Origin of the sequence: Geobacillus thermodenitrificans subsp. thermodenitrificans DSM 465 (genome assembly GCF_000496575.1) — a bacterium.
GTDB classification, from domain to species: Bacteria; Bacillota; Bacilli; order Bacillales; family Anoxybacillaceae; genus Geobacillus; species Geobacillus thermodenitrificans.
The window spans coordinates 91,471-110,060 of record NZ_AYKT01000005.1; the positions used below are offsets into that span (position 1 = coordinate 91,471).

Genomic DNA, 18,590 nt, shown 5'->3' on the forward strand with positions numbered 1-18,590 from the left:
CACTCTAACATATTTTGAGTCTAAATATGTTGGATATTTAGAAAGGACAACACGATTAGGAAATTTTTTGTTCCTGCAACGGCAATGTAGCCGATCTTCTTACCTTACCGAAATGGAAGACTGCATTTAAGATGATGGCCGTCATGCTGCCGGCGACGATGCCGCTATCCGTCAAAATGCGGAGGCCGGCCGGGAGCTCGGCGAATAAGTTCGGTACCGCCGTCACCCCGAGCCCCACGCCGATCGAGCAAGCGATAATCAGCAAGTTTTCTTGCACAGTCAAGTCGACTTGGCTCAACATTTTCACGCCATAAGCGATGACCATGCCAAACATGGCGAGCATCGCCCCGCCGAGCACCGGGGCTGGAATGATCGTCGCCACAGCGGCGATTTTCGGCACAAATCCAAGCAAGATGAGAAACAGAGCGGCGGCATAAATGACGTTTCGCGTTTTCACCCCCGATAATTGAACGAGGCCAACGTTTTGCGAGTATGTCGTATACGGAAACGCATTTAGCAGCCCGCCGACGATGATCGCCAACCCTTCGGCGCGGTAACCGCCCGCCAAATCCTCATCCGTCAACCGGCGACGGCAAATATCAGACAACGCGAAGTAGACGCCGGTCGATTCGACGAGGCTGACGATAGCGACCAACACCATCGTCAAGATGGCCGAGCCATGGAATGATGGAACACCGAAATAAAACGGCTGCGGCAGATGAACCCACGATGCTTCGGTGACAGCCGTCCAGTCTACTTTTCCCATCACGGCCGCGACAACAGTGCCGGCGGCCATTCCAAGCAAAATGGCAATCGAGCGAATGAAGCCTTTGAAACAGCGGTACAATACAACAATGAGCGCGAGCACGCCAAACGACAGCGCCAAGTTAGTTGGATCGCCAAAATCTTCTGCTCCTTGTCCTCCGGCCATATTGTTCACAGCCGCCGGAATGAGCGTCAAGCCAATAATTGTTACGACCGAACCGGTGACAACCGGAGGGAACAACGCCCGCAACTTGCCGAAATACGGGCTGATGAGCACGACGACAAGCCCAGCGCAAAGGATCGAACCATATACGGCTGTCATTCCGTATTGACCGCCGATGGCGATCATCGGCCCGACCGCCGTAAACGTACAGCCAAGCATGACCGGCAAGCCGATGCCAAACAACTTATTCTTCCATACTTGCAAAAACGTCGCGATGCCGCACGTCAATAAATCAACGGCTACTAAATAGGTGAGCTGCTCTCCCGATAGCTGAAGCGCACCGCCGACGACAAGCGGAACGACGATCGCCCCGGCATACATTGCCAATACGTGCTGAATGCCTAATGACCCGATTTGCCACCATTTCATTTTCATCAGCTCATCACCTCTTCGTGAAATCGAATGACGCCATCGCTGAGCGAGGCGATGCGGGCGAGCGAAACGACGCGGAATCCTTGCGAACGAAGGAGCCGGCCGCCGTCTTGAAACGCTTTTTCAATGACAATACCGATGCCGACAACATCCGCTCCAGCTTGACGGACGACCTCCACCATCCCGAGCGCCGCTTGGCCGTTGGCTAAAAAGTCATCGATAATCAGCACCCGGTCACTGCTATCCAGTAGCGGCCGGGAAACAATGATTTCGTTCGTCTCCTTCTTCGTAAAAGAATATACTTCCGCGCGATACACTTCACTAGTCATCGTCAGCGGTCGCCGCTTGCGGGCAACGACAAGAGGTACACCGAGCTCATAGGCAGCCATAAGCGCCGGGCTAATACCGGATGACTCAAGCGTTAGCACTTTCGTCGGCCGCTCACGGTGAAACTGAGCAGCAAACTCCTCACCGATCCGTTTCATAAGGTGCGGGTCGACTTGATGGTTTAAGAAGCGGTCGACTTTGAGCACTCCGTCCGCGACGACCTCCCCCTCGGCGGCAATTTTCTCGAGCAATTCGCGCATACTGATTCCCTCCAATAAAAAAAGCTTAAAAAACACCGGCCTCACCCATTCCATGAGTCAGGCAATGTCTTTTAAGCCGAAGCAAACCGGAAGGCACAAGGCGGCCATGACCGCCTCCCTCCTGACATTGCCACTCATAGTCAGCCGATTTACGGTCGGCTGGTAGAGACTCGCAAGCCGTATTCTTGCGATTATATGAGTGAGTCAGCGTGATTCATTTATTAGCAGTATACCATGAGCGACAGCGGTTGAGAAGCATTTTTTACTAAAAAAGACGAACATTGATGGATAAAAAATGACAATTATTCGCTTTTATCCTTTTACTATCATTCTCATTCTTTTCATTAACAAAACCAATGCCAGCTACGCCACAACGAAGAACCATCATTCATTGCAGCACCTCTTTTTTTCCATCTTGTTCATACATTTTTCACAATCGTCACCATTTGTTCAAACTTCCTACATCATTTTTGTGAGAAAAGTCACTGTGACCACAGTTTCCTACAGTTATGATAGTGTCAAAGCAGGGAAATCCGCCGGTTGGCGCTCCTGCCTCACTACTGTTCTGGGGGATGAATTTGAAAAAGAGGAGGGATACAGCATGGCAAAACCGGAGTGGACAAAAACGACTACGACGATCCAGCAAACGAAAAAAGAGAAAGAGCCGGGTCTCGGCGGCACGCTGGCGTCCGTATTTTTGCTCGGCTTTTTCATCATTTTCGCTTGGGTCAGCGTCTACTTTTTATTTCTAAACCGGATATAAGCGGCGAAGGAGGAACTTGATGTGCACATTCATAAGTACGAAAAAATTTGGCTGACGTTTGGTATCGGCTGTCTCGTTGTCTTCTTAACCGTCGTCGGTGTGAGCGCTTTCGCTGCCGGACAGCAGCCGCCAAGCTGCCTGACGACAATCGATCCAGAGAAAGTAGACACGACCCCGCCATTTGATCAGCCGGGTCTTGTCAAAAAAGGAGAGAATGAATACGAACTGAACATCGTCGTTGCTGCCTTTTCCTTTACACCAAATGCAATTGAAATTCCAAAAGGAGCAAAAGTGACGATTAACGTTACTTCGAAGGATGTTATCCATGGATTTCAAATTCCAGGAACAAACATAAACATGATGGTCGAACCTGGCTACGTCAACAGCTTGACGGCTACGTTTGATGAACCGGGCGAATATACGATCCTTTGTAATGAATATTGCGGCGCCGGCCATCATATGATGACGGCACGCATTAAGGTGGTGGAGTAACATGGTACAACCGTTGGAAAAAGTCGATCGCCGCGACGCCAAACTGGCGTTGGCGCATTTATTTGTCGCTTTTATCGCTCTCGGATTAGGCGGCTTTGCCGGCTTATTGCAAACGCTCGTCCGTTCCGGCAAGTTTGAATTGCCGGGTGGCATCAGCTACTATACGATTTTAACAACGCACGGCGTCTTGCTCGGACTTGTACTGACGACCTTTTTCATTATCGGCTTTCAGTTTGCTGCTGTCAGCCGCACGGCTGGGGCATTCACGGACAGCACGCGCCGGGTCGGATGGATTGGTTTTTGGCTGATGACGATTGGAACAGCCATGAGCGCCTTTTTCATCCTCACGGGGCAAGCGGCTGTATTGTATACATTTTATGCCCCGCTGCAAGCGCATGCCGGCTTTTACATCGGTTTAGCGCTTGTTGTCGTCGGCAGCTGGGTGAGCGGTTTTGCGATGTTTGCCCATTATGCGCGCTGGCGGAAAGCGCATCGCGGCCAGGCGAGCCCGTTGTTGACATTCATGTCAGTAACGAATATGGCGCTATGGCTCATCTGTACGCTCGGTGTTGCCGCAACCGTCGTCTTTCAGCTTATCCCATGGTCGCTCGGGCTCTCTGAACGGGTGAACGTGCTGTTAAGCCGGACGCTGTTTTGGTATTTCGGGCATCCGCTCGTTTACTTCTGGCTGTTACCGGCGTATATGGTTTGGTACGCCGTCATTCCGAAAGTGATCGGGGGCAAAATGTTCTCCGATTCGCTCGCACGGTTAGCGTTTATCTTGTTCTTGCTGTTTTCGATTCCGGTCGGTTTCCACCATCAATTGCTTGAGCCGGGGATTTCACCGTTTTGGAAATACGTGCAAGTCGTCTTGACGTTTATGGTCATCATTCCATCATTGATGACGGCGTTCTCCATGTTTGCGACGTTTGAATCATACGGCCGCTCGCAAGGAGCAAAAGGCTTGTTTGGCTGGCTGCGGAAACTGCCGTGGGGAGATGCGCGCTTTTTCGCACCGTTTGTCGGAATGCTGTTTTTCATTCCGGCCGGTACAGGCGGGATTATTAACGCCTCGCATCAGCTCAACCAAGTCGTCCATAATACGATTTGGGTGACTGGGCACTTCCATCTGACGGTGGCGACAACCGTTGTCTTAACATTTTTCGGTGCATCGTACTGGCTCATCCCGCATTTGACCGGTCGGGTGCTGACGAAAGCGATGAACCGCCTTGCCATCATTCAAACGATCGTTTGGGCCGTCGGGATGACATTTATGTCCGGCTCGATGCATTTTGCCGGTTTGCTTGGGGCACCGAGACGTTCAGCGTTCTCAACGTACGGCAATTCGCCGCAAGCACTTGAATGGATTCCGTACCAAATCGCACAAGCTGTCGGCGGAACGATCTTGTTTATCGGCATTATTCTCATGCTCGTCATCGTCATCAATTTGGCGTTTTTCGCTCCGAAAGGCGAAACAGAATTTCCAGTCGCCGAAGCGGCCGCCCCGCAGGAACGGGTCGTGTTGGTGTTTGAAAACTGGAAACTTTGGATCGGCATTGTCGTTGCGCTTATTTTGATCGCATATACCGTTCCGCTCATCGACATTATTCAAAACGCCCCACCAGGGTCGAAAGGATATAAATTATGGTAAAAGCTATCCCCCTCTTCGGTGTGAAGAGGGGGATATTGTTTGAACTGCTTCCACGTCGTCTCGCTTGAATCCGAAGACTTCCTCAGCAACGATGTTACAGTCTGTAAAGAGGTTTATATTTCGCTTCCAAGTATTGAATTAAATAATCGGCTTTAAGCGGTTCCCCCGTCGCATCACGCACAAGATCAAGCGGCTTTTTGGTTTTGCCGAACCGATGAATGTTGGCCGTCAGCCATTCACGAATTGGCGTGATGTTCCCTTCCTCAAGCAATTGGGCAAGATCCAACTCTTTTTCGAGCGCCTGTTTAAACTGCGCCGCGTACATATAGCCGAGCGCATAGGATGGAAAATAGCCGAAGCTGCCACCTGACCAGTGGACATCCTGCAAAACGCCGACCGCATCATTATGTGGACGGATGCCAAGATATTGTTCATATTTCTCGTTCCATACGTCCGGTAAATCAGCAGCCTCGAGCTCTCCGGCAAACAGCTGCTTTTCTATTTCGTATCGAACCATAATGTGAAGCGGATACGTCAGCTCGTCAGCCTCAATGCGAATCAGCGACGGCTTCGCCTCATTGATCGCCCGATAAAACGCGTCAAGTGAAACGTCCGCAAACTGTTCCGGTGCGTATTGCTGCAAACGTGGATAATGCCGTTTCCAAAACGATGGATGACGGCCGATCATATTTTCCAAAAAAAGTGACTGCGATTCATGGATGCCCATCGACGCCCCACTCGCGAGCGGCGTGCCGACAAGCGCTTCAGAAATGTGCTGTTCATAGAGGGCATGGCCGCACTCGTGAATCGTACCGAAAACAGCGGTGCGAAAATCGCGCTCATCATACCGTGTTGTGATGCGTACATCGTTCGGATTAAGCCCGATCGCAAACGGATGGACCGTCTCATCAAGCCGCCCTTTGCCGAAATCGTAGCCGAGTTCCCTGAGCAACTCCAAAAGAAAGGCGCGCTGCTTTTCCTTTGGAAACGGCGCAAACAAAAACGACGTATCCGGCTTATCGGACACAGCAGAAATGGCGTGCACAAGGGGAACAATGCGTTCGCGCAATTGACCGAACAATCCGTCAAGCAACTCAACCGTCATGCCCGGCTCGTACTGATCAAGCAGCGTATTGTACGGATGCCCTTCATATCCCCAATAGCTGATAAAGCGGCGCTGAAACTCGATGATTTGCTCCAAATACGGGCGAAAACGGGCAAAATCGGCGGCCGCTTTTGCTTCTTCCCAGACGCTTTCCGCCTTTGAGCAAAGCACGACATACTCTTTATACTCATCAACTGGAATTTTTTTATTCCGTTCATACTCTTTTTTGCATTCATCAAGCGTATGTTTTGTCACTTCATCAAGCTGTTCATACACCTCTTTTGGCGACAGCTTGGCGATAAACGCTGCCATTTCCTCTGAAGTGGACATTTTAAACGCTTCTTCCGACAGCATGCCGATCACTTCAGAGCGCTGCTCCACCCCTTTTTTCGGAGCACCGGTCCGCAAATCCCAATACATTAAATTGATGGCCTCATGATACCCCATCATTTTTTTGACATACTGCAAAAACTGTTCTTCCATTCGCTTCACCATGCTCAGTCCCCCTATTCGTTTTGGATGGCCGTATCATCATTTCCATAACTAGGTGCTCTTTTCCTCCTTGATCGCGAAGAAACGTCATTTTTCACCAAAAGAAAAGAGGGAAGAACGCTACTCTTCCCTCACAGATGTTGGCAAGACCGATTTGATCGCAGCGATGACCTGCTTGTCTTCCTGGTCGGTAACAAAAATGGAGACGATGCCGCGATCATCGCGCGTGCGGATGAGCCGTCCGACCCCTTGGCGGAGACGGAGAAGCATATACGGGACATCGACATCCCAAAACGGATCGCTATATGCCTTCCGCTTCGCCTGAAACACTGGATCGTTTGGCGGATATGGCAGTGACCAAATGATAACATTGGACAGCGACGATCCCGGAATGTCAAGCCCTTCCCATAAATGTTCCGAACAAAGCACGGTTTCTTCGTTGCGTTGGAACTCGGCGACTAAATCGCTAATCTCGCGGTCGCCTTCAAACAAAAATGAAAACGGTTCCCCGGCCGCCGCTTCTTTAAACTGAAGCAGCTCCTCGCGCGTTGGAAACAAGATGAGCGCCCGTCCGCCCGTTTCACGCAATTTCTTCATCGCATAGGCGTATTTTTCAGCAAACAGCGCCTCATTAGCGCGGAACGTCGGCATATAAATGGTCATTTGCTCGTCATAATCAAATGGCGACGGCACACTGAACGATAAATAGTCATCGATCCCTAAGCTGTCAGCCATATATTGAAATGACTTGCCGTTCGATAACGTCGCCGATGAGAAGATAAACGGCATGCGTTTCGCAAACACTTTTTCACGCAGTACTTCTTGCACAGTGTGCGGCATGACAACAAGTGTGGCCTCTTGGCGCGACGACTCGAGCCACGCGATGGCATCAGCGCTTGTTAAAAACAAGTCGAGCAAATAGTGAATTTGGTCTAAGTATTCGTCAACAATATTCAGCTGATAATGGTCAATCGTATACGTTTCACTTTCAAACACGAGCTCATTGCCGATTCTAACGATTTGGTCACGCAGCCGCTTCGCCCAGCGCTCGAGCTGCGGCGACGGTGAAATTTCTTTCCGGTTTGAGCCAGGGATATCTTTCGCGCACGCTTTCAATTCGGTAAAAAAGCGCCCACTCGTTTCGATGGTTTCTTCAATTAAATAGGCGAGTTCTTCGCGAATATCGTTTTCAAGAAGCCGCGTCAGCAACATCTCAAGCGTCGTCTCTTTCATTCGGTATGTAAGCGCCTTTTGTGCGGCAAACTCAAGCAAGTGTCCTTCGTCGAACACGACGCAGCTCGCCTCCGGCAAGAGCGGCAGCTGTCCTTCCCGCTTGCGCGCCTCGTACGTCCATACATGCTCCATATAAAAGTCGTGTGAACAGACGATCAAATCGGCCGCTTTCCGGTAATAGTCGCGCCAAAGCGTCTGACCGCAACGGTGCCGCTTTTCACACGTAAAACAATCTTGAAACGGATCCCAGGCGATTTTTTTCCATTGCTCATCGGTTAAATGGGCGTATTCTTTCCGGTCGCCGTAACGATAAAACGACTGCATCGTTTTATTGTCATGGACGAAAGCCGGCAGATTGTCATAAATTTGTTCATATAGCTCAATATCGTCATCATCGTATGTCGTCACTTCTTCAAGCTTGTTTAAACATAAATATTGATCGGGTGATTTCGCCAGTCGGACATCAATATGCAGCCCGAGCACATTGGACAGTTTGGCGATATCTCCTTCTTTTTTGACGAGCTGCTCAATAAGCGTTTCATCTGCACAGGCGATGATGGCCGGTTTGCCGGTATAACGTGCGTAACAAATCGCGTATAGCAAGTAGACGATCGTCTTCCCTGTACCGACTCCGGCTTCGGCAAACATCACCTTTTTTTCGCGAAATGCGCGCTCGAGTTGGAACGCCATATAAACTTGCTCATCGCGCAGCTCAAAGCCGGCCTCCGGCAACGTATCGTAAAAGACATCACCGATCCACTGGCTGAGCTTATCAAAAAAGTTTTCGTTTTTTTCTAACAGAAACGGATAACGTTTATGGCTCATCACCGCCACCCCTCCAATTGACATAAAGTCCCCCGGCATCATCATGCATAAGCGCGCAACCACATCGTTGCGCGCCTTAATTCTAGTAACAAGATTATATTATGATGGATGACCGTCGAGAAGTCAACTTCTAGCTTCGGCGTGGCGGCCGCGGCCCCCAATATTGATAGTAATGCGTCTCAATAAAGCCATTAAACAGCTTGCGCCGCTTCGTCGCCGGGCGGCCATAATGAGTTTCAAAGCCGCGATGGGCAGTTAAAATGTATACCGACCATGTGTCTAAGGCGGAGAAAGTGCGGCCGATGGCGCGGTAGAGGGCTTCGACCTCCCTCCGTTCGCCGAGCCGTTCACCGTATGGCGGGTTGCTGACAATCACTCCGTACGATTTATCTGTCCGAAACTGTTCCGCCCGTCCTGTTTGAAAAGAAATGAGATCGGCCAACCCCGCTTCGGCTGCATTCGCCTTGGCCATTTCCACCATGTGTGGGTCAAGGTCAATCCCGCAAATATCCAACGGCTCATCATAACGCGCCATATCTTCCACTTCTTGGCGCGCTTCATTCCATGCGCGCTCCCCGATCCAAGGCCATTGTTCAGAAACGAAATCGCGGTTAAACCCAGGGGCGATGTTTTGCCCGATGAGCGCCGCTTCGATGGCGATCGTGCCCGAACCGCAAAACGGATCGACAAACGGGCGATCCGGCGTCCAGTTCGTGAGCAATACTAAGGCAGCGGCAAGCGTTTCCCGAAGCGGCGCTTCTCCTTGACGAGCACGGTAGCCGCGCTTATGCAACCCGACACCGCTTGTATCAATTGTCAACGTGGCAATGTCTTTATGAAGGGCTACTTCAATGCGGCAAAGCGGGCCGGTTTCGGGAAACCATGACAGGTGGTAGCGCTCTTTTAAACTTTCCACGACCGCTTTTTTGACGATAGCTTGACAGTCTGAAACGCTAAACAACGTCGACTTCACCGATTTCCCGATGACCGGAAACTCAGCGTCTTTCGGCAAATAATCGGCCCACGGCAATGCTTTCGTCTGTTCAAACAGCTCCTCGAACGTCGTCGCTCGAAATTCGCCAACTTTCAGTTTCACGCGGTCGGCGGTGCGCAGCCAAAGGTTGGCTCGGCAAATGGCGAGCGCATCGCCTTCGAACGTCACTTTGCCGTTCTCCACCCGGCATTCGTAGCCGAGCCGTCGCACTTCTTCGGCAACAACCGACTCGAGCCCCATCGCAGCCGTCGCAATGATGGAAAATGATTTCATTCTATTCCCCCTCGCAAACGGTATGTATCGCACCAATTGGACATACTTCCATTATATCCACCTAGTTGCGAAAAACACGCAAACGAAAAGCCCTCCTTCATGCAGGAGGGCTTTTCACGCTTCCATCACCACGTTAATCATGTTCTGTAAGCCATGTTCTGTACCTTCGTACTGCCAACGGCTTTTCGCCTCGTACTCCGGCGGTAATCATCTATCTACAGGCAACACGCGTCGCCTGTCCTTCCCTCCGTTCATTTCCTTCGGGAAGGTGCCCCTACCATCATTTGGGTTTCTCGCTCGTGGGGTTTACCGCGTTCCACCTCTAAGGTTTCCCTTAGAGCTCCGTCACTGTGGCACTTTCAGGGTAATCGAACCATATCCGCATTCGGACGTAGGTTCTTTCCCCGCCGTCAGCCCAGCCGAAGCCAGACTGCCCTAGCTTATGGATTCGCTAGGCACGAACACTACGGGCATCTCAGCACCGTGCGAGCATGGACTTTCCTCTACGGCCGAAACCGGCCGCAGCGATTACCCGAACATGATTAACGTTGCGAGCATCTTACAGTATAGATGATTTTTCGAATGAAATCAAGAGGGAAATTTTGTTATTTTTATATACTGACCTTGTTCTTCAAACTATCTATTCATACAGCTTCCGGCCGAACACATGTTTCTCTAAGTTCGACAGGCGCTGCAAAATATCGTAGTTCGTCGTTCCTGTCGGCGTGGTCGGCCGCTTTTGCAACTCCTCAACTTGCCGCTTCAGTCGGGCATTTTCTTGGCGCAGCTCGTCAAGTTCTTGCTGGAACGCCTCGTAATCTTTAATAACGATGTCCAAAAATTGATCCACTTCGTCTTGATTGTACCCCCGCATACTTACCTTAAATTCCTTTTCCAAAATGTCTTTTGGTGTCAGTTTTACCTGATTGGCTGACATGGCTTTTCACCTCAATCCGCATTCAACAATCATCTTTCCTTTATTTTTTCAGAAATTACGCCGGTTGTCAATTGATGTTTGTGCTGCCGAACACGTAGAATCAGACAACATAACGCTAGAAGGCAACCTTCCTGCCCGCGCGGAAAAACGCTCGCTAACCAAGACGACACAACCGGCAGCGTTGGCCATTCGCCGCCAAAAAAAACAGAAGCCGACGAAGCGGCCCCTGTTTTTCACATCTAGTATCTAGCTGGAAACGGCCCCATCGGCCCCGAACAACACAAGTGCCGGTTGGCGTCCTGAGCAACAGCCGATTCCGTATGCGGGAAATAATGACGATGTTCATACAAGTGATGAAAAACGTGTGTTGTGTGTGATGGGTGAATGTGTGGTACAATCGTTGCTTGGAAATGGTGTTGAACACGGCATAGAGGCGGATGGACGATCGGCGCCGTCACATACGGTGGGCAATGCATAGCATCCTTCTCCTTTCATCATCTAAGCTATTGATTGACAATACTAGCCTATGATGAACAGGTCGGTCTTGTACTAGTGTAAGCACCCATTTTATACATAATGACAGCCGCACTTATTCCTCCGCCCCGCGATTTCAAGACGCCGCGCAACCCGGTTCGGCCATAGCCTCATTTGGGAAAACGTTCACGAATTACTGCGTTAATACACATAATGGAAAACGACAAACGTCAAGCCAATAACAATAAAAAAGAGGTACAAAATTTTTTTGTACATGCTCCGCATCGCGCTCTTCTCCCTGCCATCGTTTTCGTTCACTCCGATGCCATTGTACACATTTTTCTTTTTTTCTACAAGATTCGAAACGAAAAGGAAAATTTTTTTATTTTTCTGTCATATTTTGCGCTTGCCAGGGAAATGGGCCTATCATTTCCCTAACTTATTTTTCTTGCGCGTTAACCGCTCAAGCCGCTTGCGCCACTCCTGTTCCTCCTTCTCCATGCCTTGCCGACTTGCTTTGGCAAGCGAGCGCCAGGCTTCATACGCTGCGGCGGCATAGCGGTGCGCTTCGGCTGCATCGCGAAAATGATGCTCATACGCTTTTGCCAGCTCAAGACCGGCTTTCGTCTTCCAAGAGGCGCTTCCATGATTGAACAAGTCGCGCCAAATGGCAACCGCCTCTTCATAGCGCCTTTCTCTCCGATACAAAAGCGACAGCTGCCATTTCGCCGCCTGCGCTTCTTTCACCTCTTTGCTGCTCGCTTGTTCATACACGCCCCGAGCAGCCGCCGTTTCCCCCACCGCTTCGAGCCAACGGGCCGCGGCCAGCTGCTCCCGCGGGTCAGAGATCCGCATCGCTTCGAGCAACTGAATCGATAAATGGATGTAGAGCGCAATGAGCGACAACACGTCTTGTTCGTTGTGGCGCAATACCGGCATAATCCGATCCGGATGAGGCGTTTGCAAAAATTCCTGGTATATCATCGGTGCCAAAAAGCCGGGCACATCATCATCCCGCTCAATCTGAAGAATGTGCTTTTCGACCTCCGCTAGGCGAAGCGAATCGAGCTTGTCTTTCCATAAACGACGAGCGGCGTGATACAAATCAAAGTGACCAAACGCCGGCAGCTTCGGCACCATGTCGCGGACAAGGGCATGGCGTGTTTTTAGCCGCGGCCAGTCGAACGCCTTTCCATTATACGTAACAAGAGTCGTATAGTCGACATCGGATAAAAAGCTTTGATACAGCGCCACCTCCGCCCCCGGATGCGGCAAAACGTGCTGGCGGATGATGATGCGATCGCCAAGGACGCGGGCATGGCCGAGCAGAAACATGACCGTTCCCGCTCCGCTTGAAAGCCCCATCGTTTCTGTGTCAAAAAAGAATAGGTCGCTAACAGCGAATCCGCGGCACGAGAGCGGGTGGGAAAACGACGCTTCCTGCCAGCGCCGGTGCACATCATGCAGCGCCCCAAGACGGTAGCAGCCATGCTGATAATCAAGCGGGTACACCGTCTCCCGGATGAGGCAATAATCCCCGGCAAACCAGTACGGCTTCGTCCCGTATTCCTGCCAAATGTCAACATAAGGCACGTCCGTCGCCCCACGTTCGCTCGGTTCCATTTCGTTCTTTTCATCCGCCGTCTTTTTTTTGTGCCGAGCGGCAAGCAGCTCTTTCCACTGCGACAGCTTCGGTTTCATTCACCCTCCTCCTTTCCGCTCGCTCTCTTCCTCCTATAAATTTAGCGCGCGAACGCTCAAGAAAGCCGCTTTAGTTTCCCCGCCCGCTGGCACTCAAGCTTGGCGACGCCACTCAGTTTTCTTCACAACTGCGGTGCGAAACAAGCGAGCCGCTCCATACTGCAAGCTGTTCATCTAAAAACTGAATAAGCTCACGCTTCACCGGCTGCCCCCCTGTGTCGGAAACGCCGATGCATGACGGGCAACCATCGCTGCACGGACAGCGCTTCACCCATTCCTTTACGTTCTCGAGTATTTCTTCATACCGTTCAAATACAGCTTCCGATAAGCCGACACCGCCCGGATAGCGGTCGTAAAGAAAAATCGTCGGCCGTCCGGAGTGCAGCGCCTTCAGCTGTGGAACAACGTGAACGTCCGAGCGGTCGCACATGACAAAGATCGGAACAAGATGGCTGAGCACGTTGGCGAGGCCGACAAGCAAATGTTCGAATAATGCTGGGGAAAATTCCGATGGAACTTCTTTCCATTCGAACCATGCTGCCGACGTATGAAGCGTTTCTTCCGGAAGGCGAATCGGTCCCGAGCCGATATTTTCAAACGTTGACAGTTTCAATTTTTTAAAAATCGTCGCCATCGCCCGGACGGACACATCACCGTAGTGCACCGCCATCGCCCCGCGCTCTTCGCTCCGGTCATTAGACAGCACGTCAAGCTGTACAGCCAAATTGGCATCGGTGAAATACTCGACATCGACTTGGCGGACGTACGCTTTTTTCTCCTCCCAGTCAAGCTTTTCAACCTGATATTGCGTCCCTTCGTGCAAATAAATCGCTTCTTCATGGAGCAGCGTCATGGCGCTGAAGCGGTCCATTTCGCCGATGACGCGGTGGCGCGCTATATTTGAAATATCGATGATTACCACATTTTCCTGGGCCGCCGAGCGCAAGCTAATGTTTTGCGCCGGAAAGGCATCACTCATCCAATGCCAACGCCCGGCCCGCTCATGAAGCACTCCTTGGTCGACCAGAAAGTCGAGCACGTCTTCAACGTCGATGCCGCCAAACGTCTCGCCGCGCCGGAACGGAAGCTCATATGCGGCACATTTCAAATGATCGACCAAAATGAGCATATTGTCTGGATTGATGCGGGCCGTCTCCGGAGAACGGGCGAAAAAGTATTCCGGATGGGAGACGATATATTGGTCAAGCGGACTCGAGCTGGCAACCATAATCACAAGCGAGTCGCCATGACGCCGTCCGGCACGCCCGGCTTGCTGCCACGTGCTGGCGATCGTTCCCGGATAGCCGGTCAAAATGCACGCCTGCAGCTGGCCGATATCGACGCCAAGCTCGAGTGCGTTCGTACTGACCACGCCGATAATGTCCCCATTGCGTAGCCCGTTTTCAATGGCACGCCGTTCATTCGGCAAATAGCCACCGCGGTAGCCTCGAATCGTCGTTTCGCCAATCCGTTCCTTCACCGCCGCCTGCAAATGGCTCAAAATGAGTTCGGTACGGACGCGGCTGCGGGCAAAAACAATCGTCGGGATGCGATTGACAAGCAGTTGCCGTGCCAGTTCCACCGCTGTTTTTGTTGCGCTTTGGCGAACGTTCATCGTCCGTTCGACGACCGGCGGGTTGTAAAATACGATATGTTTCCGCCCGCGCGGTGCCCCGTTGTTGTCAATGAGCGTCATCGGCTCGCCGGTCAACCGCTCAGCCAGCTCTTGCGGATTAGCAATCGTTGCTGACGTACAAATAAATGTCGGCTGGCTTCCGTAAAACGCACATATTCGTTTTAAGCGGCGGATGACGTTTGCCACATGGCTGCCAAACACCCCTCGATATGTATGCAGTTCATCGATGACGACATAACGCAACTGTTCAAACAGTGAAATCCATTTCGTATGATGCGGCAAAATCGCCGTATGAAGCATATCCGGATTCGTGATTACAATATGGCCGGCTTGGCGGATTTTTTGCCGCAACGCCGGTGCTGTATCGCCGTCATATGTATAGCTATAAATCGGCACGTCCATCTCAGCGATTATTTCGTTCAATTCATTTTTTTGGTCTTGAGCGAGCGCTTTGGTTGGAAATAAGTAGAGGGCGCGGCTTTCGGGCGCTTTGGCGATCGCCTGAAGCACAGGCAAATTGTAGCAAAGCGTTTTTCCGGAAGCAGTCGGTGTCACAGCAACAACATTCCGCCCGCTTTGCACCACCTCATACGCCGCCGCTTGGTGCGTATAAAGCGAGGCGATGCCGCGCGCTTCAAGCGCCGCGCGCAGCCGCGCGTCGATCTCGGCTGGAAACGGGACCGTATCAGCTTCTTTTGGTTCGATTTCGTGCCAATACACGACATTCGGATCTTGGCGGAGCTGTTCGATCCATTCAGAAAGCGTCTGTTTTTTCACGTTGCAAATCACCTCGTTTCTATTTTACAAGAAATAAGAGAGAATAGCCTACTCCTTCTATTTGCATGGCAAAAAACAGCGGCAGCCAAAGCAAACTGCTCTCCCCATGCCCCTTCCCCTGTCTCTGCTTGCCCCGTGATGCTCACGGGGAAATAGCCCGTGTGGAGTTTTTGATACAACGCTTATCACCTATTAGATGGCATGCCTCGCCATGATGTACTGTCGACGCTATAGCCGGCTACAGAAAAAAACGCCCAGCTGTTACAGCTGGACGGAATGGGCCGATCGATGGCCAAGCCGAGCAGAGAGTTCCTTGCCGATCTGGCGCATGCGCATAGCGAGCCCGGCGATACGGTCATCCGTCATGCGAATCGTCGGGCCGGAGACGCTGACAGCAGCAACAACACTGCCGGTGTAATCAAAAATCGGAACAGCTACACAACGGATGCCATACTCGTTTTCTTCCAAATCGAGTGCATATCCGTTTTGCCGGACGGAATCGAGCTCACGGAAAAACGCCTCGCGGTCCGTGATCGTCAAATCGGTATGCTTGGGCAGCCCTTTCCGATCGATGATCTCTGCGGTAACTGTTGGCGGCAAATAAGCTAAAATCGCCTTGCCGACCGCTGTACAATGCATCGGCGCCCGCTTGCCGACTTTCGAATGCATGCGCAGCGTTTCCGTTCCCTCTAATTTTTCAATATAAATGACTTCCCCTTGATCATAGACGACGAGATGGACGACTTCGTTCGTTTCTTTTTCAAGCTGGCGCAAATACGGCCGCGCCTCTTGGCGCAAATCGATCGAATCAAGCAATTTCGAGCTAATTTCTAAAAACTTATAACCGAGCTTATATCGCTCTGTTTCCGGATGCTGCTCGATATAACCATGCTGGGCGAGCGTCGTTAAAATGCGGTACACTGAGCTTTTGTTAATGTCCATTTGTTTAGCGATTTCCGTAACACCCAGCCCATCTTTTTTCGTGCTGACGATGTCAATAATCTGAAGTGCCCGGCTGACAGACTTGACGATATTCTCTTTTTCCATTTTGTTCACCTCGATTTGTTCTCTCCACTCGCCATTATACACGAACGGCCGGGCGTTTGCAGGCGCCTCGGCAGCGGCGGGCACAGAAGGCGACGCCGTGTCACGTCGGGCACTACGCCGATAAGCGCCTCTCCTAAACAGCGGAACATAGCGTGTGATCCTTGCTAGGAAGAGACGGCCGGCGCTTTGGCGGCGACGAACGTATTGCGGAGCGTGCCGATGCCGTCCACTTCGCACTCAATGACAGTTCCCGGACCGACAAGCTCAGCGCCGACTGGGCTTCCCGTTAAAATGACATCACCCGGCTGCAGCGTCATCACAGAAGACAAATACGAAATCATTTTGCTGATCGAGATAATCATCAGCTCGGTCGGACTGTTTTGTTTTTCCTCGCCATTGACCCGCGCTTTAACCGACACCGACCGTGGCTCGAGTTCCGTTTCAATAACCGGACCTAGCGGTGTGAACGTATCGAACGATTTTCCAACCGTCCAATGCCCATCTGGATGGAAAAATTGTGGCGCAGTGACATCGTTGGCGACCGTATAACCAAAAATGTACGCCCATACGTTCTCCTCGCTCACTTGTTTTGCCTCTTTGCCGATGACAACAGCCAGCTCAGATTCAAACTTCACTTCGTCGATTCCGTTTGGAATGACAATGTCCGCTTCCGGACCGATGACCGATGAAGACGGTTTAAAGAAAAAGACAGGAATGTCCGGCAGTTGAGCCGGCAGTTGTTCACGCGCTGCCACGTAGTTAGCGCCAATGCCGATCACATGGCGCGGCACAAGCGGTGCCACAAACGAAACGTCATTGCAGTGAAATACGTTGCCGGTATAATCCCAAGCCGTAAACATGTCTCCTTCAATTTCACGGATGACTTCGCCGCTCACTACACCGGTGCGAATCTCGCCAGCGGCGATAAAACGGGCAAACTTCATTGGTGGTTACCCCTCTCTAACATGGTTTTTCCCTCATATTTCTCCTTGTTCCGAGCCACCCCGGTCTCGATGGCAGCACGGGCAACAGCAGAAGCGACCGCCGCCACAACACGTTGGTCAAACGGGTTCGGGATGACGTACTCCTCGGTCAGTTCTTCCGGCTGAATGAGCCCGGCGATGGCTTCGGCAGCGGCGATTTTCATCGCCTCGTTAATTTGCGTCGCCCGCACATCGAGCGCACCGCGGAAGATGCCGGGGAACGCCAGCACATTGTTCACTTGGTTCGGCAAGTCTGAGCGGCCGGTTGCCACGACGGCAGCGCCTGCGGCTTTCGCCTCATCTGGCATGATTTCCGGCACCGGATTGGCCAAGGCGAATACAATCGCCCCCCGGTTCATCGACCGAACCATTGCCGGCGTCAGCGCACCGGCAACTGAGACGCCGATAAACACGTCAGCACCTGAAATCACCTCTTCCAGCATCCCGGAAACACGGCGCTGATTCGTCTGTTTTGCTAATTCCTCTTTCATGGCATTCATACCGTGTGGGCGCCCTTCATAAATCGCGCCTTTTGTATCACAAACAATGAGGTCGCCGACCCCGATCGACAACAGCAGTTTGGCGATCGCCACCCCGGCAGCGCCTGCACCGTTGATGACAACCCGGCAATCGGCGAGCCGTTTGCCGACAACTTTCAAGGCGTTCGTCAGCCCAGCGGCGACGACAATAGCTGTACCGTGCTGATCATCGTGAAACACAGGGATCGCCATTTCTTGGCGCAGCCGCTCTTCAATGATAAAGCAGGCAGGGGCGGAAATATCCTCCAAATTGATACCACCAAATGTTGGCTCGAGCAGTTTGACAGTTTGGATGATTTGTTCCGGGTCCTCGGTGTCTAAGCAAAGTGGCACCGCATCAATGCCGGCGAACGCTTTAAACAAGGCGGCTTTCCCTTCCATCACCGGAAGCGCCGCCCGCGCACCGATGTTGCCGAGCCCGAGCACCGCAGTACCGTTGGAAACAACGGCGACGAAATTGCCTTTTATCGTATAGTCATACATCTCATCTTTGTTGGCGTAAATTTCCTTGCACGGTTCGGCCACTCCCGGCGAATAAATGACGCTTAAGTCATTTGCATCCACAACAGGCACTTTCACTTCAACCGACAGTTTTCCTTTTGCCTGTCGGTGGACAAGTAATGCTCGTTCCCGCAAATTTTCCATAACCAATCCCTAGCTACTAACCTCGTCCCATCTATGCCGCCTTCAAGCTGCTTTGCGTTCTGTAACCGGCCAGTAG

The 18,590-nt window shown here is 51.7% G+C and carries 15 protein-coding genes, 1 other RNA gene and 1 riboswitch; of the genes, 3 read left to right on the top strand and 13 right to left on the bottom strand.

What is annotated here, in order from left to right; genetic code table 11:
- Window positions 1–55 precede the first annotated feature (55 nt).
- Together DSM465_RS0105710 and DSM465_RS0105715 are read right to left on the bottom strand one after the other, a co-directional pair.
- Window positions 56–1,363: a nucleobase:cation symporter-2 family protein gene (locus tag DSM465_RS0105710; protein WP_008879314.1), complete on the bottom strand. Its 1,308-nt coding sequence runs from the start codon at window positions 1,361–1,363 to the stop codon at window positions 56–58.
- A complete protein-coding gene (locus tag DSM465_RS0105715; protein ID WP_029760862.1) occupies window positions 1,363–1,947 on the bottom strand; it encodes a xanthine phosphoribosyltransferase in 585 nt (194 codons plus the stop codon). Before DSM465_RS0105715 ends, DSM465_RS0105710 begins: the two co-directional genes overlap by 1 nt.
- A 117-nt stretch (window positions 1,948–2,064) precedes the next feature.
- Window positions 2,065–2,166, bottom strand: a riboswitch (purine riboswitch).
- Window positions 2,167–2,548: 382 nt separating this feature from the next.
- Between DSM465_RS0105715 and DSM465_RS18180 the strand changes: the two genes are divergently transcribed.
- The 3 genes from DSM465_RS18180 to DSM465_RS0105730 are packed head-to-tail and all read left to right on the top strand — an operon-like array spanning window position 2,549 to window position 4,853.
- Window positions 2,549–2,710: a cytochrome c oxidase subunit 2A gene (locus DSM465_RS18180; RefSeq protein ID WP_008879316.1), complete on the top strand. Its 162-nt coding sequence runs from the start codon at window positions 2,549–2,551 to the stop codon at window positions 2,708–2,710.
- Between the two features lie 21 nt (window positions 2,711–2,731).
- Window positions 2,732–3,202 carry a cytochrome c oxidase subunit II gene (locus DSM465_RS0105725; protein WP_008879317.1) on the top strand — a complete coding sequence of 157 codons (471 nt, stop codon included), beginning with the start codon at window positions 2,732–2,734 and terminating at the stop codon, window positions 3,200–3,202.
- Window position 3,203: 1 nt separating this feature from the next.
- Entirely contained in the window at window positions 3,204–4,853 is a 1,650-nt protein-coding gene (locus DSM465_RS0105730; protein WP_029760864.1) for a b(o/a)3-type cytochrome-c oxidase subunit 1, read from the top strand.
- A 94-nt stretch (window positions 4,854–4,947) separates the two neighbouring features.
- Here the strand turns inward: DSM465_RS0105730 and DSM465_RS0105735 are convergent, their stop codons facing one another.
- The 11 genes from DSM465_RS0105735 to DSM465_RS0105785 form a co-directional block, all read right to left on the bottom strand.
- Window positions 4,948–6,453, bottom strand: coding sequence for a carboxypeptidase M32 (locus tag DSM465_RS0105735; protein WP_029760865.1), 1,506 nt, complete (start codon window positions 6,451–6,453; stop codon window positions 4,948–4,950).
- A gap of 117 nt (window positions 6,454–6,570) precedes the next feature.
- Window positions 6,571–8,508 (bottom strand): ATP-dependent DNA helicase, encoded by a 1,938-nt coding sequence (locus tag DSM465_RS0105740; protein WP_029760866.1) that lies wholly within the window; start codon window positions 8,506–8,508, stop codon window positions 6,571–6,573.
- Between the two features lie 130 nt (window positions 8,509–8,638).
- Window positions 8,639–9,775: a THUMP domain-containing class I SAM-dependent RNA methyltransferase gene (locus tag DSM465_RS0105745; RefSeq protein WP_029760867.1), complete on the bottom strand. Its 1,137-nt coding sequence runs from the start codon at window positions 9,773–9,775 to the stop codon at window positions 8,639–8,641.
- A gap of 142 nt (window positions 9,776–9,917) precedes the next feature.
- An RNA gene (gene rnpB, locus DSM465_RS18850) (RNase P RNA component class B) lies at window positions 9,918–10,315 on the bottom strand.
- Between the two features lie 100 nt (window positions 10,316–10,415).
- A complete protein-coding gene (gene gpsB, locus DSM465_RS0105750) occupies window positions 10,416–10,712 on the bottom strand; it encodes a cell division regulator GpsB (RefSeq protein ID WP_008879323.1) in 297 nt (98 codons plus the stop codon).
- Between the two features lie 239 nt (window positions 10,713–10,951).
- Window positions 10,952–11,188: a CotD family spore coat protein gene (locus DSM465_RS18855; RefSeq protein ID WP_078172623.1), complete on the bottom strand. Its 237-nt coding sequence runs from the start codon at window positions 11,186–11,188 to the stop codon at window positions 10,952–10,954.
- 424 nt (window positions 11,189–11,612) lie between these two features.
- Window positions 11,613–12,887 (bottom strand): ribonuclease H-like domain-containing protein, encoded by a 1,275-nt coding sequence (locus DSM465_RS0105765; protein WP_029760868.1) that lies wholly within the window; start codon window positions 12,885–12,887, stop codon window positions 11,613–11,615.
- Between the two features lie 112 nt (window positions 12,888–12,999).
- A complete protein-coding gene (locus DSM465_RS0105770) occupies window positions 13,000–15,300 on the bottom strand; it encodes a DEAD/DEAH box helicase (protein ID WP_035498237.1) in 2,301 nt (766 codons plus the stop codon).
- A 261-nt stretch (window positions 15,301–15,561) separates the two neighbouring features.
- Window positions 15,562–16,347, bottom strand: coding sequence for an IclR family transcriptional regulator (locus DSM465_RS0105775; protein WP_008879327.1), 786 nt, complete (start codon window positions 16,345–16,347; stop codon window positions 15,562–15,564).
- Window positions 16,348–16,511: 164 nt separating this feature from the next.
- Window positions 16,512–17,291: a fumarylacetoacetate hydrolase family protein gene (locus DSM465_RS0105780; RefSeq protein ID WP_011887305.1), complete on the bottom strand. Its 780-nt coding sequence runs from the start codon at window positions 17,289–17,291 to the stop codon at window positions 16,512–16,514.
- Window positions 17,288–18,514: an NAD(P)-dependent malic enzyme gene (locus DSM465_RS0105785; RefSeq protein WP_029760870.1), complete on the bottom strand. Its 1,227-nt coding sequence runs from the start codon at window positions 18,512–18,514 to the stop codon at window positions 17,288–17,290. The genes DSM465_RS0105780 and DSM465_RS0105785 overlap by 4 nt, the downstream gene beginning before the upstream one ends.
- Window positions 18,515–18,590: the final 76 nt, after the last annotated feature.